Below are 15258 nucleotides of genomic sequence, written 5' to 3'. Positions count from 1 at the left end.
TTTATGATAGGTTAAGTAGGGGCTTTAACAAAATAAGCTAATCTAAATAAATATTGAATAAGCACTTATATTATTAACGCTCAGCCGTTTCGGAATATTGATTTACTAAAGCATTTATTCAAGGTAAAATCTACAACACAACAACTCGTATACACTCAAACAAGTTGTGTTGCTTAACGATTTTACCATTCATAAATACTAAGTAAATCTAATATCCCTGCAAATGGCATTCGCTAACAATAATATTAAAGTGCATCTTCAATATTTTATATAAGATTAGTAAGATATTTTGTTAAAGCCCATAACTTTTTATAATGGCTTGAATACAATATCTTCTAAGGAATTAGAAAGTAGTAAATAATATTTTTCAGCTAACTCATGAGCAGGAACTTGTACACCTTTTTTAAGCCAAGTAATTAAAAAATAGGTTAGACCTCTAGAATAGTAATTAGCAATTTCAGAAGCGGTGAGAATTCCTTCAAAATTCATATTTTCTATATCTAGCACAGAAAATAATTCTTCAAACATCTTAAGAAGAAATTTATATATTATACTCTCAAAGGAATTTTGTCCTTCTATTTTCATAGCTTTAACATAAAACTCTTTATTATTTTCTATCCTAGTAAGAATAAATAGAATTGTCTCATTAAACATTTTATTATCTATAAGAAGGGTTGCACCTTCAAATATATCCTTATAACAAATCCATTCAAGTAATTCATACTTATCAGCAAAGTGGTTATAAAAGGAGGGTCTTATTAACTTTGCCTCATCAGTAATCATTTTTATAGTTATCTTATCAAAGGAATGTTGAGTCATTAACTTTTTAAAGCTATCAACTATTAGTGCCTTAGTATTTTCTTTTTTAGATCTCACAGTATAACCTCACCCCTTTAAAGATATTCTAAAAGTTAACTCAAAGTTTTCCACAGTTTTAACCATTATATCAACTTCCTATATTTTATGTCAATTAAGCCACATATATACCACAATACTAAGAGTTGCCACATTGAGTGTAAGGAGAAGCTTTAAAATTCCTAGGGATATACCATAAAAGCCTAGATAAAATCTGGGGGATAATATATAATAAACTAGGTAATTTCAAATAAACATATACCTATTTAACTAGGGAACAATATATCTAGAAAACTATGAACCTATAGATATAGTAAAATAGTTAAATAGGGAACAATAAAACAATATACCTATATAACTAGGAAACTATTTGTTCTGTTCATGCGGGTTTCAGAGGTTTTTGTGATTTTCAGAGTCATATTTTAAGCCCCCAAATAGAGGGTAAAATTACTTTAATAAAACTTAAAAGTATACCTAATAAATGAAATTATTTTAAAATAAAAAATTAAAATTAACATAGAATTTTATTAGATAAGGAGATAAAAATGAGAAAGAGAAAAGAATATGAATTTATCATAGAGGGTACAGAATTTCCAGGAAAGGGAGTTGCCTTCCATGAAGGAGAAAAAGTAGCTATAAAAAGTGCATTGCCCGGGCAAAAGGTTAGAGCAAGAGTAACTAAAAAAAATTCCAATGGAGTAGAAGCTAAACTTCTTGAAGTTTTAGAAGATGTAGATTACAAGGTAAAGCCAGCCTGCGATATCTTTGGAATTTGTGGAGGATGTAGCCAAGGAGACTTATCACTAGACACTCAACTTAAATTTAAAGAAGAACAAGTAAAGGCACTTTTAGCAAATAAGGGTATAACAGATTATGAGTACCTAGGAATAGAAAGCAGCCCACTTCACTATGAATACAGAAATAAAATGGAATTCACCTTTGGAGATTTTGAAAAAGGTGGAGAACTAACCCTAGGAATGCATGCTAAAGGAAAAAGCTTTGCCATAGTATCAGTACATAACTGTCAAATAGTAGATGAAGACTTCAGAGCTATAATAAATGCAACCATAAACCACTTCAGAGGAGAAAACCTTCCTTATTATAGAATCTTAAAACATGAAGGCTTTTTAAGAAATCTAGTAGTAAGAAAAGCTATAAACACTGGAGAAATATTAGTTAACATAGTTACAACTACCCAAGTAGAATATGACTTCACAGCCTTTGTAGATGCTTTAAAAGGATTAAACCTAAAAGGAGAACTCACAGGAATAATCCATACCTTAAATGACTCTCTATCAGATGTAGTGCAAGCAGACTCTGTAGAAATACTACATGGAAAAGACTATATAATAGAAAATCTTCTAGGATTAAAATTTAAAATAAATCCCTTTGCCTTCTTCCAAACTAACACTAAAGGAGCAGAGAAGCTTTACTCTATAGTAAGAGACTTCATAGGAGAATCAGAAGACAAAGTAGTCTTTGACCTATACTGCGGAACAGGAACCATAGGACAAATAGTAGCTCCAAAAGCAAAAAAAGTAGTAGGCATAGAACTAATAGAAGAAGCCGTAGAAGCTGCAAAAGAAAATGCTAAAATCAACGGCCTAAACAACTGTGAATTCATAGCAGGAGACGTAGCAGTAACCATAAAAAACGTAACCGAAAAACCAGACATAATAATCCTAGACCCACCAAGACCAGGAGTACACCCAGTAGCCCTAGACTACGTAATAAAATTTGATGCCAAAGAAATAATCTACGTATCCTGTAACCCTAAAACACTAGCAGTAGATTTAGAGGTATTAACTGCTAATGGATATAAAGTGGAAAAGGTGAAAGTTATGGATATGTTCCCGCATACGCCGCATGTTGAGACAGTCGTTAGGCTAACAAGGACCAACGGGACGAACTAAGCATTACGAATGTCCATGCAAGGGCTCCCCAAGAATCCGAGCGAAGCGACGGATGATTGGTAGGAGACTACTGCTGAGGCGGGTGTTAAGCTATCTAATAAAGTCTAGTAATATCAATGATTTAAGGCATTAACAACAACAAAATAAAGTGTGTTTTTTCTCCTTCAGAAAGGTTTTCTGAGGGTGATTTTTTTGATTTAAACACAGGGGGGATATTAATACGCAAAAGTATTTTTAAATTTAGAACCTTAGAGAATAGCCATTTCTGGTGCAAAATTTAAAAGTAGTGCATAAAATAAAACCTTGGTTTTTACTACTTATCATATAAATGGTCATATTCAAAAGATAAGTAGTCAAAAATAGGGTGAGGTTTTGTTATGAGAAATAATAGAAGAACCAATATATGGATACAACTTATTGTCGTGTGAGTACAACACTGTGCTCTCAAGGTAAAAGTACACACTCCAGTGCAAAGGATATAGAGAGAATGTGTAATTAATTATGGCGGTACAGAAATGCGTAGAACAGATTAATCGTGCTAAGGCATGATGTGTTAGATGAAGGTTTAAATTATGATTAGTTTAGTATACAATGAGATAAATACTAATCAGAGATATGGGGTAATATAATGAATACAATATATGAATATGTTAATCAATTTCAGGGTATAAAAAGGGAATGGCTAGAGAAGCTTGTAATATTTATGAGAGAAGAAACTCAATTACAAGAGTGTTTTGATTACAAGATGCTAACCTATAAGGGTCATAATTTTTATATTGCTTTTGCATCGCAGAAAAATTATTTTTCTTTTTATACAGATGAAGTAAGAGTCCTAGAAATCTTTAAAGCAGAAATACCTTCTACATCACTAGGCAAAAGTTGTGCTAGAATTAAATATAAAGAGCAAGATGCTGTAAATGTAATGATGCATATTATAAAGGAAATTATAGTGATGAACAGAGATACTAAAAAAGGTACTGTTTCGAACTTAAGTGCAATTAAGAAGTGGAAAGCTATTCCTGAACATGGAAGAAATATATTAATGGCCAATGTATTTTGTCCTAATTGTGGTGTAACTATTTTAAAAGATGGATTCATAATTCATGATGATGGTCCATATGGCATTATCTTAAAAGGAAAATGTAAAAAATGTGGAGAGCAAGTGACACGTTATATTGAAAGTAATTAAAGAATACAGGAGATTGAAATGAATACAGAAAAGGAAACTTTATATGATATATTTCTAACCTATTCATACAGTGAATTAAAGGAATTATTCAAAAAAACTAAAACAAGAGAAGAACAAGATTTTTACATGAATTTAGCTAATGTAGTATTACAAAGAGAACAGAGAAGGATAATAGGTAATTAGTATACCTAGTTATACAATATTTGCTGGCGTTAATGGAGCTGGAAATAGCCTTTTTAGTGGTGGGAAGCTTATATGGAAAGAGCTCAATGCCCCTAAATGGTTTAAGGAAGTTTTAGAAAAGTATGAAGAAAACTAAAGTGTTGAGACCGTAGTGAAGATAGAGAAAAAATAAATTTTCTTAATTCACTCTTGATTGACTTTTTAGATGTATAATAGTATAATGATAAAAAAATTGAAATTTGAGGTGAAAAAATGATTAATTTTTCTTGCTAATATTTAAAGTACATTTAATACAAAGATAAACAGGTGCATTCTGTTTGTTTTGTTGTACTTATGCAAGAAAGTTATTCTTTTTTCTCTTAATATATACACTTGTGTTATGCTATAATGATTAGCTTAACTACGTATATTTATGAGCTGTAAGAATAATTAATTCTTGCGGCTCTTACTTTTTTTATAAATAATTCGAATAAGGAGGATAAATAATATTATGATAAATAAAGACACTTTGCTAACACATGATAATCTCCATATAGAGTCGGATACTGCAGGCGACACTTATATGGAGTAATAACAAGGTCGCCTATTGTTCCGATTTTGTTATTTATACTATTAAATACAGAGGAGGACAAAAATATGTCTTTAATAAATGTTACAAACCTAACCTTTGCTTATGAAGGTAGCTATAATAATATTTTTGAAAATGTAAGTTTTCAAATTGATACCGATTGGAAATTAGGATTTGCTGGAAGAAACGGAAGGGGAAAGACTACTTTTCTAAATCTTTTGCTTGGAAAATATGAATATAATGGAAACATTTCGGCTGATGTGATATTTGAATATTTTCCTTATGAGGTGCAGGAGCAAAGCAATTTCACTATAGATGTCATAAGGGAGATTAGTCCAAATTCAATGGATTGGGAAATAGTAAAAGAATTATCTTTGTTAGATATGGACTACGATGCTTTATATAGACAATTTTATACACTATCTAAAGGAGAGCAGACAAAAGCATTGTTGGCTGCTATGTTTTTGAAAGAGAACTCCTTCTTACTTATTGATGAACCTACCAATCATTTGGATGCTGAAGCTAGGCAAAAACTAAGTAATTACTTGAAAAAAAAGAAAGGATTTATTCTGATTTCACATGATAGATCTTTTTTGGATAATTGTGTTGACCATATCTTGTCTATTAATAAAACTAATATTGAAATACAAAAAGGAAATTTTTCTTCATGGTGGAGAAACAAAGAATTACAAGATGGTTTTGAGTTAGCAGAAAACGAAAAATTGAAAAAGGATATTAACAGACTTTCTAGCTCGGCAAAACGTACATCTACGTGGTCAGATAGCGTTGAAAGCAGCAAGCATGGAACTACTAATTCTGGAAGTAAATTAGATAAAGGATATGTTGGACATAAAGCTGCAAAAATGATGAAGCGTGCTAAAAATATAGAAGCTAGACAACAAGACATGATTGAGGAAAAATCAAAGCTTCTTAAAAATATTGAATCTAATGAAAGCTTAAAAATAGTACCGCTTACTTTCCATGATAAAAAGCTTGTAGAACTTACAGATGTTGCAATTGAATATGATGATAGAATTGTCTGTGAAGGAGTAAACTTCACTATAGAGCAAGGTGAAAGAATTGCTATTCAAGGAAAGAATGGCAGCGGAAAATCAAGTATATTGAAATTAATTTATGGAGAAGACATCCCCCATAGTGGAATTGTAAGAAAGAATAATAAGTTAATCATTTCCTATGTTTCCCAAGATACTTCAGATTTATATGGTAACTTATCTGATTATGCAGATAAACACTGTATTGACGAGAGTTTATTTAAAGCGATGCTTAGAAAACTTGATTTTTCAAGAGAACAGTTCAAAAAGAATATCGAGGATTTTAGTGGAGGACAGAAGAAAAAGGTATTGCTTGCTAAAAGTTTGTGTGAATGGGCACATTTGTATATTTGGGATGAACCATTGAACTTTATTGATGTCATTTCTCGTATGCAGATTGAGAAATTGTTAATTGAACATGAACCTACAATTTTGTTTGTTGAGCATGATAGTGTATTTTCTGAAAATGTTGCAACAAAAATAATAAAATTGTAAAAGTAGAAATGGAAATTAATATGTTTAATGGGAATATACAAGTAACACACAATAGGCTCCATGCAAAGCCAGATGTTTTGAGCGACGCTTGCATGGAGTAGTATAAGTCGCTAATTATACTGGCTTTGCTTCTTAACTATTAATAGTGAGGAGGAGGCCTATATGAAATATACAAAAACAAAGTATGGAAAAATGAAACAAATAATATCAAATCTAAAATTACCTGATTATAGATATGAGCAGCTTACAAAAGCTATTTTCCATCAAAAAATAGATAGTTTTGATGATATGCATATACTACCAAAAGTGTTAAAGATAGCTTTAGTAAATGAGTTTGGAAGTAATGTATCTAGTGTAATACCTGTTTTTTCACAAGATTCTAAGCAAGCTCAAAAATTGTTATTCGAATTGACTGATGGAGAAAGAATAGAAGCTGTTGGACTAAAGTATAAACAGGGGTGGGAATCGTTTTGTATTTCTTCCCAATGTGGATGTGGCTTTGGATGTGGTTTTTGCGCAACAGGAAGTGCTGGATTTAAACGTAATCTTACTGCCGATGAGATAACTGACCAATTACTTTATTTCTATTTTAATGACCATAGATTGAATAGTATTTCATTTATGGGAATGGGTGAGGCTCTTGCAAATCCAGAGTTGTTTGATGCAGTAAAAATTTTAACTGATCAAAGTTTATTTGGGTTAAGTCAACGAAGAATTACTATTTCAACAATTGGCATTATACCAGGAATTCAAAGATTGACCAAAGAATTTCCACAAGTGAATCTGGCTTTTTCACTTCACTCACCATTTGAAAGTCAACGAAGCGATTTAATGCCTATAAATAAAAGATTTCCATTGAATGAGGTAATGAAGACATTAGATGAACATATCATTCATACGGGACGACGAGTGTTTATTGCTTATATTATGCTTGAAGGAATTAATGATTCCAAAGAACATGCAGGGGCAGTTATAGGTTTATTGAAAAATCGTGGTTCATGGGAGAATTTATATCACATTGATTTGATACCTTATAATTCTACGGACAAAACAACTTTTAAATTTCAACCTTCAAGTGCTATCAAGCAATTTTGTAGTATACTAAAGAAAGCAGGTATTAGTGTAACTGTTAGAGCACAATTTGGTTCTGAAATTAGTGCTGCTTGCGGACAGTTGTGTTATGAAAATGAATTATGATGCTAGTTAAAAATATCCACTTAAACAAATAAAAAGTTTAATTTAAATGATATTGAAGATTTTTAATTATATATTGAAGAGTGTTGTATGTCCCTCAAACTTTAGATTTGAGGGACGTTTTGGTTAGGATGGGTAAACTTTTGTGCAAGATTAGAGATGTTTGTGTAATTAGATCTATTTGTATTGAAGTTTATGCGGTATCTTAAGATCATTAAAAGCCTTCGATAAAAAATTAATTCTCTTCTTGATTTATAATTTATATATGTTTTTGAAAGTATAGTAGAAAAAATTATTATAGGTGGAATTGATGAATATGGAAATAAAGACGCTACACAAATTACATTTGTCTACAAAACAGGATTTAAGAATAGCTTAAATTAGGATAAATTTAGATCTCAAAGAAAAAAATAAGGAGGCAGACATAGAATTGATTAATTGTATTTACAGCTTTTCGAAAATCAAATTGAAATGATTATGAATAAGAAGGCAACAAAAGCCTGATACAGGTGATGGTCATCACCACCTGCTTAAAGCTTGCTCTAACCACATTATATAAATTAATATAAGCACCACAAGATATAGACACACCACAATTAATTATTAACTATAAACTCCACTGCCTTTAAAGTTTTTTCATCTAAATCTTCTGGGTACCAGTGTCCAATTCCTTTATTAATATGGTATTCATGGGCAAGTCCAACTTCCTTAAATATCTTTAAGAGATGCTGAACAACTTGGTCAGTGTCCTGGTCCCCTTCAAGAATAACTATTTTTGTTTTTCTTTCTGCTAATTTCTTTGTATCTTCAAGTCCGACGATATCTAAGTAATCACCAGGGCATAATGCAATAACTCCTTTTATTGGAATAGTGTTATGAAAAGCCATATCAATAGAGGTAGTTGCACCACCAGAGAAACCTCCAAATAATACACAAGTTTCATCAATGGAATAGTCTAATAATAATTGCTCATAGCAATCTATCAGTTCTTTTCTTGATAGAGTGGGATCAGTAAGCCAGCCAAAGCTATTATGGAAATACATTTGTGATGATTGAGGATATACAACTATGTATCCTTTTTCTAAAAGTGCATCAGGCTTCCAATACCAGCTAGTATTTTTTATATTGCAATGAAATCCATCACCATGTAAGCAAAGGAATAATGGATATTTTTTTGTTGGATCATAAGATTTTGGAAGGTGAACTTCATATTCTAGCTTAGAATTTTCTTTAGCTTGGTGAAGTAGCTTTGTATTTAAATTATTAAGAGACTCATATTCAGGGTGGTTTCTTAATAAATCAAAGTTTGGCCAGTGTAAGGGAAATGGATAACCTTTTTCAAGTGATTTTTTTATAAGATTAATACAGCTCTCACTATTATTGGTTTCAGTATATACCCTAGATTCATCGATGATAAGTTCAAATAGATTTTCTTCATATTCATCCTTTGGTAAAAGTTTATTTGCATGAAGGAGTATATTTAAAACTTCATCATACTTTTTTTCAGAGAAGAGTATTGAATAGTATTCTTCAAATTCATAAAAATTTCTATATTTCATAGGGATCTCCTTTAATTAATATATATTTAAATTATTACCAATAGGTTAATTATAACAGATAAGGGATTATAGGTATATGGAAAGGTTGGTTATAAGTGTAACATATTCATAAGTTATGAAGTTTATGTAGATAAATAGAAATAATCTTAACATAAAAAACTAATGTAAGTAGCTTTATCCATGCCTGGATGGTAAAATAATAGTGAACTGAAGATGATTAGGGGGAATTTTTTAGAAATGAAGAAATTTTTGTCAAGCTTAATTGGAATACTATGTGCTGTTTTAATTTTTGGCATGACCATGATGCCAAAAGATACAAAAAATCAACAAAATATTGCAAGTAATAAAATTGAAGCTAAAGAAGAGAATAAAATTGAAGATACTTCAGTGGATAAATCAACTGCAAGTAATTTAAAGGATGAATCAAAGAAAGAATCTTCATCTGTTATCACAGAAGATATATTTTCAGGATATAAGCTGATAGTAGTTGATGGTGGAAATCTATCTGGACACAGGGAACCTAATGTTGTAGTTGACATAGGATTTGGAGATAGAGAATATTATGCTTTTACTAATGAATACGGTCAACTAGTTAAAGTAATGGCAAAGGGGATAATCTTACAAGATGATTCAACAGAGCCTGTTAATTCAAGTGGAAGATATTATCAAGATGAAGCAAAAGTGCCAGGAGTTGAAAGTAGGACCTTGGATGAGGGACATGTTATAGCTGATTCACTTGGTGGAGTTTCTAATGCATACAATATAACTCCTCAGAATAGTATCCTTAATAGGCATGGTGACCAAGCTTATATGGAAAAGGTTATTCGAGATGCTGGAGGTTGTACAGAGTTTGTTGCAATAATAACTTATCCAAATACAACTACGCAGATACCAAGTCACTACAGCTACAATTATACAATTAATGGCAATGTAATTAATGATGAATTTGATAATGTGAATCCTGATGAATATAATGCAAGTTTAGAAACGAATACTTCATCTAACAACTCAAATTCTAATAATACAAATACTACTATCAATAATTCAGATAGTACAAGCAGTCCAGGGAAAGTATATTGGACACCTAATGGAAATAGCTATCATACTACAAAGAGTTGTTCTACTTTATCTAGAAGTAAAACTATTTTAGAGGGAACACTACAAGAAAGTGGAAAGAATGACCCATGTGATAGATGTCATTAATGAAAAGTAACTTAAGAGATTAGATTAAATTCTAGTCTCTTTTATTTTCCACAAAATACATAGCTTGATGAAATATATGGTATAATTTCTATATATTTATTGAAAGCCAAGTGTTATTTGGTCAAGTAATAATCAAGAGGCCTTTGCAACTAATATAGCAAATCAAAGAAGTGTAAAAGAAATTACACCAACAGATGTTTTTGGGGGATTAAATTATGAGCAAAGTGAAAAAAGTCATTGTACTACTAATTATTATAATGGGTTTATTAGGGGGAACTATTATTTATATAAGGCCTATCAGTGAAAAACAATATGTGCAAAAGAATGCTGATGAATTAAATTTACAGAATTATGAGGATTACTCTGATTTAAACTTTCTAAAGGAAGATATAAAAGATAAGAAGGTTGTATTTACAAATGAGGTTCATGGAGCTAATGAAAACGCAGATGTTCAGTATAAATTTGCTAGTTATTTGATTGATAATTGGGATTGTAGATATTTATTATTAGAAATGGGATATGCAGAAGGCGAAATTATTAATAAATATATTCAAACAGGAGATGAAGAATTATTAAAGAATTTCTCAAATATATGGCAATCTAAATTTAATAATGTTTCATATATAGAGTATCTAAAAAAGCTTCATGCAAAAAATAAAGGTCTTCCACAAGATAAAAAGATAATAATAAAGGGAGTAGACTCCATTGAAAATTCAGAAGCCACTGGAATGTATATTGATTTACTTATAGAAGATAATCCTGAATTAGGCAAAGAGCAAATTACTGCCTTAAATAGTTTCAAGAAACAAATTACAGAGTGTATTATAAGTGATGTTCATGGATGGGGTGGAGAAGAAAATATAAAAAATATATTAAGTGCCGTAAAAGAAATAAGTGATACAATAAATGAAAACAATAAAAGCTATAAGGAAGCATTAGGTGGGAATCTGTTTAGTATTTCCTTTATATTAAATAATATTAAAAATTCACAAGACTTTAATTTCATAACTGCTGCAAATGTATACTCTGATAAGGAGTGGTATGAAACTAGAGATAAGTATACTTATGAAAACTTTAAGAAGTTAGATGAGTATTTTAAAATGGATAAATGCTATATGCATTATGGAGTTCAACATGCTTATCAAAAAGAAATTAATGGTGTTAAATTTTTAGCAGCTTATTTGGGTGAAGATGATAAATTAAAGGATAAGGTATATAGTATTAATACTATATATGGAGATGGAACAATTTTTCAATTTCAATCATATTCACCTACTCAATATTTTAGTATAAGCTATGAATTGAGAGAAATACTTAATGGTTCTAAATATGAAGGAGAAGATATATTTATAGATTTAAATAATAGAAAAAGCACATTTTCAAAAGAGTTTACACCTACAGTGTTTACTTATTATGATAGTGCGATGGTTGAAAAAGAAGTATTTTATAGTAATAAAGGAGTTACAACAGATTATTTTCAAGGTGTTATTTTAATTAATAAACCTACTAATGTTGAACTAGCTATTCCTGTAGGAAATTAATTAAATATAGTATGTCTTGGTTAATACGTGGAAATAATTATAATTAAATGATAAACTATATATGATAAATAGTAGATAATAATAGTAATATACCAGAATATCGGGAGGTACTATATGAATTATGAAAGAATCCTAGATAAAAAGAATAGATATGAGGCGGGAAAAAATAAGATTGATGAAGTAACATTAACTTCTTATGATAAGGATTTTGAGCTAACTTTTACACATAACTCTACTGCAATTGAGGGCAATACTTTAACCCTTATGGAAACAAAAGTGTTACTAGAAGATGGAATCTCAATTGGTGGCAAGGAGCTTAGAGAAATTTATGAAGTTGTTAATCATAAAAAGGCATATGGCTATGTGAAAAAGTGTATTGAGGAGATAAAGCTACTTGATGAAACTATTGTGAAAGATATTCATGAAATACTAATTGCTGGTATAATTCAAGGTGGAATTTATAGAAATCAAGAGGTCAGAATTAGTGGAGCAGGTCATGTTCCTCCAGCAGGAAATGATATGTATTTTCAAATTAAGAATTTCTTTACAGATCTTCAATATAAACAAGATATGAATCCAATTGAGCTAGCAGCATGGACACATGCAGAATTTGTAAGAATTCACCCTTTTATTGATGGTAATGGAAGAACATCACGTCTTATAATGAATTATCAGCTAATGATACATGGATTTTTACCTGTTTCAATTGCAAAGGAAGATCGTCTTAATTACTATAATGCCCTTGAGGAATATGAAGTAAATGGAAATTTAGATTTGTTTGTAGATTTAATTGGAAATTTAGAAGAAAACCAGCTTGACACGTACATTAAATTAATAAGAGAATAAGTGTTTAAAAGATGATTTAATGTAAGTTTGATTGAGTAGACTGAGATAGAAGTTGTAATTGAATAGATATTAAGGGTTGACCGCTAACTGAGTAATTTAATATTCTTAGTTAGCGGTCTTTTTAGCTTTATAAGATCCAGTGGTTTCAACGCTTACTCTATAATGTCTATAGAATCATCTATTCTTACATATAATTCTTTAGGCATTCTTATATAAAAATCAGATGGCAGGTTATTCTCGTTTTGAGTATTGAGTCCATCATAAGGTCTAATTAATGGAGATGATCTAAGGTTTTCAAAAGAGCCTTGAAGATTTAATATGCCGTAGCCCCATTGTGGATTAGGATATATATCACCAGACCTTTTACTAGTACCCCTTGTGAAATAAGAAATAGAGGTAGGACCATATATGTTAGGGTCATTTCCCAGGATGATTCCCCATTCTAGTAGAAGAAGTGTGGCACCGCACAGTACAGCACCAGCTACAGAGCCACCAGAAAGTAAGATGGTTTCATTATTTAGTCCTGTAGTTAAAGCCATAACTCCACCTGTAGTTAAGTTAGGTTTTACTCTATTATCCGCAGTAAAGCCTCGACCTGATTCTGCAGCTATAGTATTATTATTTTGATTATAGAAAGAGGTAGTTATAGATTTTTGGGCATTAGCTGGTGCTTGAAGTGTGATGTATGGGTTAGGATTTATTACTCTAGTAGTTAATTGTATAAGTGGCCTTTGAGGCAACCACAGATTATATACTCCATTAACTATATAATCTCCTTTAAGTCTTAATTGCCAAAGTCCAGCTTTGGCATTTTTAATAGTTATATATATAGATTCATTTCCACTAGCAAATTCAGGGTTAAAAAAAGCGATGTTAATTATACTATTTTCAAGAATTAAATTAACTTGCTCAAACTTACTAGAAACAAGTCCAGATTGTATAGGCTTTGCAATCTCACCACTAGGAGAAATTATTTCAATAGATATTACATCAGGTCTTTGAACCCAGAACATGAGAACTAAATTATTTTCATTAGAACCTACAATAATCTCCAAGTTTTGAATTGTATTACTTTTTAGAAATCTACCATAACCATGTGTTAAGCTAGCTCCTTGATTACCAGTGTTAGTTACGAAGATAAGTCCCTTTCTTGTTGAAAAAAAGTTAATATCTTCTTCTATGGATGTAATACCTTCATGTCCACCCCAATTTGTTCCTGCAGAGATCAGAATACTCATAGGTTTTGTCGAAGGTGATGGATTGTAATTTATTACAAACCTCATTGCAATATAAATATCAATACCTTCAAAAATCGGTGTGCTTCTTCTATCATTGATTCCCGCTAATTTAAGATTACTAGTTTTAAATTCCTTAAGTTTTACAATTAAAAATTCACATTCAGGAGCACTGCCTATAACATTATTTAACCCTCTCGCACCAACTAAACCAGCTACATTTGTACCATGTCCTAACTCATCTCTTGAAGGAACTATATCATAAGGATTCCCACCTTGATTTGATACTTGAATAGCTCTATTAATTTCATTTTGGCTATAAACAGTGCCAAAAAATGCTATAGGGTCATCATTATTATTACTTTCAATAGTTTGATCCCATATACCTATAATTCTTGTAGTTCCATCAGGGTTTTGAAATTGAGGATTTAAATAATCTATACCCGTATCTATAATTGCAGCTACTGTACCTTTCCCTGTAAGATTTAAATAGGTTTCTCCGTGAAATTGGGTTATATTAGCAGCTTCTACTGGTTCTATAGCTGACAAGGTGTAAGGAAAACTAAAATCTATGTTAAGTATATTATTAAATCTATTTATGAAGTCAGTATAATTAGCAGTTCTCACAGAAGCAATGTAGGCACCCTCAGATACTTTAACAGCGCATACGTATTCTAGTTCTTTAACCAGGGTATTAAAGTCTCCTGTATACTTAATGAATAAAGTTACATAATCTTCGCTAATGTAGGCCTCTCTACACAGATTAATTTCTCTGGATGTACTTAGAGTATTCATTTATAAAATTACAACTCCCCCAAATATCTATCTATTCATATTATTCAATGAGACTTAAAGTAGTTACAAATTAAATAAATATAGAGTTAATATAAGATTATTGAATAAAAATTTAACTATAGCAGAAGATAGTAATGCTACACTCATGGGTTATAAAAATATAAGGAAGTAACAAGATATATTTTTATGTAGTATAGACCTTTAAAACTAAATTTTATAAAGAGATATAAGGAGGTATTTTTAAATGACAGATCATACAGGACACGTTAAGGTTGAAAACAAATGGGGGACTCCTATCGCATCAATTTTTTTAAGACATAGGAGAGGTAATGAAGAAAGTAAGGAAGAATCTACTACTTTTATTAACATACCTAATAATGAAAAGACTGAAAATATGGACTTTACATATACAACCGGAGCTGCTTCTCCATTTGATTATTGGTGGATTAAATTTGTTACCTCAGCAGGAGTTACATTTACATGCAAGGATAACTTCTATTGCTCTGTTGATAGTGATGATAATGGTTATGTTACTATAAAATTAAATGGTGATGATGAACAAATGTATGTTAACTTCTCACATTCAAGTGGATGCAAGTGTTCTTTAAAAAAGGAATAAAGGGTGTGGAA

The 15258-nt window shown here is 30.8% G+C and carries 12 protein-coding genes and 1 pseudogene; 10 read left to right on the top strand and 3 right to left on the bottom strand.

Annotated elements, in window-relative coordinates; all coding sequences use genetic code 11:
• Positions 1-309 precede the first annotated feature (309 nt).
• Positions 310-876: a TetR/AcrR family transcriptional regulator C-terminal domain-containing protein gene (locus tag B2P65_RS09945; RefSeq protein WP_346877154.1), complete on the bottom strand. Its 567-nt coding sequence runs from the start codon at positions 874-876 to the stop codon at positions 310-312.
• Between the two features lie 524 nt (positions 877-1400).
• Here B2P65_RS09945 and rlmD point away from each other — a divergent pair.
• From rlmD to B2P65_RS18075, 6 genes and pseudogenes are all read left to right on the top strand, one after another.
• A complete protein-coding gene (gene rlmD / locus B2P65_RS09940) occupies positions 1401-2768 on the top strand; it encodes a 23S rRNA (uracil(1939)-C(5))-methyltransferase RlmD (protein ID WP_346880091.1) in 1368 nt (455 codons plus the stop codon).
• 628 nt (positions 2769-3396) lie between these two features.
• On the top strand, positions 3397-3957 hold the full coding sequence (locus tag B2P65_RS09935; protein WP_346880090.1) for a DUF1801 domain-containing protein: 561 nt from the start codon (positions 3397-3399) through the stop codon (positions 3955-3957).
• Between the two features lie 18 nt (positions 3958-3975).
• Positions 3976-4140 carry a hypothetical protein gene (locus tag B2P65_RS09930; RefSeq protein WP_346880089.1) on the top strand — a complete coding sequence of 55 codons (165 nt, stop codon included), beginning with the start codon at positions 3976-3978 and terminating at the stop codon, positions 4138-4140.
• A gap of 636 nt (positions 4141-4776) precedes the next feature.
• Complete coding sequence (locus B2P65_RS09925) at positions 4777-6255, top strand: Lsa family ABC-F type ribosomal protection protein (RefSeq protein ID WP_346880088.1); 1479 nt, start codon at positions 4777-4779, stop codon at positions 6253-6255.
• A 162-nt stretch (positions 6256-6417) separates the two neighbouring features.
• Positions 6418-7452: a Cfr family 23S rRNA (adenine(2503)-C(8))-methyltransferase gene (locus B2P65_RS09920; RefSeq protein WP_346880087.1), complete on the top strand. Its 1035-nt coding sequence runs from the start codon at positions 6418-6420 to the stop codon at positions 7450-7452.
• 261 nt (positions 7453-7713) lie between these two features.
• Positions 7714-7830 (top strand): annotated as a pseudogene (locus B2P65_RS18075) (recombinase); the annotation flags it as partial.
• A 215-nt stretch (positions 7831-8045) separates the two neighbouring features.
• Here B2P65_RS18075 and B2P65_RS09915 read toward each other — a convergent pair.
• Complete coding sequence (locus tag B2P65_RS09915; RefSeq protein WP_346880086.1) at positions 8046-9008, bottom strand: hypothetical protein; 963 nt, start codon at positions 9006-9008, stop codon at positions 8046-8048.
• Between the two features lie 237 nt (positions 9009-9245).
• Between B2P65_RS09915 and B2P65_RS09910 the strand changes: the two genes are divergently transcribed.
• The 3 genes from B2P65_RS09910 to B2P65_RS09900 all read left to right on the top strand — a co-directional run bounded on the left by B2P65_RS09910 (position 9246) and on the right by B2P65_RS09900 (position 12598).
• Complete coding sequence (locus B2P65_RS09910) at positions 9246-10211, top strand: DNA/RNA non-specific endonuclease (protein ID WP_346880085.1); 966 nt, start codon at positions 9246-9248, stop codon at positions 10209-10211.
• A 215-nt stretch (positions 10212-10426) separates the two neighbouring features.
• Positions 10427-11752: an erythromycin esterase family protein gene (locus B2P65_RS09905; protein WP_346880084.1), complete on the top strand. Its 1326-nt coding sequence runs from the start codon at positions 10427-10429 to the stop codon at positions 11750-11752.
• A 114-nt stretch (positions 11753-11866) separates the two neighbouring features.
• On the top strand, positions 11867-12598 hold the full coding sequence (locus tag B2P65_RS09900) for a Fic family protein (RefSeq protein WP_346880083.1): 732 nt from the start codon (positions 11867-11869) through the stop codon (positions 12596-12598).
• 152 nt (positions 12599-12750) lie between these two features.
• Here the strand turns inward: B2P65_RS09900 and B2P65_RS09895 are convergent, their stop codons facing one another.
• On the bottom strand, positions 12751-14628 hold the full coding sequence (locus tag B2P65_RS09895) for a S8 family peptidase (RefSeq protein ID WP_346880082.1): 1878 nt from the start codon (positions 14626-14628) through the stop codon (positions 12751-12753).
• A gap of 244 nt (positions 14629-14872) precedes the next feature.
• On the opposite strand from B2P65_RS09895, the gene B2P65_RS09890 reads away from it, so the two are divergent.
• On the top strand, positions 14873-15247 hold the full coding sequence (locus tag B2P65_RS09890; RefSeq protein WP_346846369.1) for a hypothetical protein: 375 nt from the start codon (positions 14873-14875) through the stop codon (positions 15245-15247).
• The last annotated feature ends 11 nt before the right edge of the window (positions 15248-15258 follow it).

The organism is Clostridium sp. UBA3061, assembly GCF_002367465.1.
Taxonomy (GTDB): Bacteria; Bacillota; Clostridia; order Clostridiales; family Clostridiaceae; genus Clostridium_J; species Clostridium_J sulfidigenes.
This window is presented reverse-complemented; position numbering and strand designations above follow the sequence as displayed.

Bases quoted from the DNA above. Each gene is read 5' to 3' on its own strand.
- rlmD (WP_346880091.1), top strand. From the start codon at position 1,401: ATGAGAAAGAGAAAAGAATATGAATTTATCATAGAGGGTACAGAATTT.
- B2P65_RS09935 (WP_346880090.1), top strand. From the start codon at position 3,397: ATGAATACAATATATGAATATGTTAATCAATTTCAGGGTATAAAAAGG.
- B2P65_RS09930 (WP_346880089.1), top strand. From the start codon at position 3,976: ATGAATACAGAAAAGGAAACTTTATATGATATATTTCTAACCTATTCA.
- B2P65_RS09925 (WP_346880088.1), top strand. From the start codon at position 4,777: ATGTCTTTAATAAATGTTACAAACCTAACCTTTGCTTATGAAGGTAGC.
- B2P65_RS09920 (WP_346880087.1), top strand. From the start codon at position 6,418: ATGAAATATACAAAAACAAAGTATGGAAAAATGAAACAAATAATATCA.
- B2P65_RS09915 (WP_346880086.1), bottom strand. From the start codon at position 9,008: ATGAAATATAGAAATTTTTATGAATTTGAAGAATACTATTCAATACTC.
- B2P65_RS09910 (WP_346880085.1), top strand. From the start codon at position 9,246: ATGAAGAAATTTTTGTCAAGCTTAATTGGAATACTATGTGCTGTTTTA.
- B2P65_RS09905 (WP_346880084.1), top strand. From the start codon at position 10,427: ATGAGCAAAGTGAAAAAAGTCATTGTACTACTAATTATTATAATGGGT.
- B2P65_RS09900 (WP_346880083.1), top strand. From the start codon at position 11,867: ATGAATTATGAAAGAATCCTAGATAAAAAGAATAGATATGAGGCGGGA.
- B2P65_RS09895 (WP_346880082.1), bottom strand. From the start codon at position 14,628: ATGAATACTCTAAGTACATCCAGAGAAATTAATCTGTGTAGAGAGGCC.
- B2P65_RS09890 (WP_346846369.1), top strand. From the start codon at position 14,873: ATGACAGATCATACAGGACACGTTAAGGTTGAAAACAAATGGGGGACT.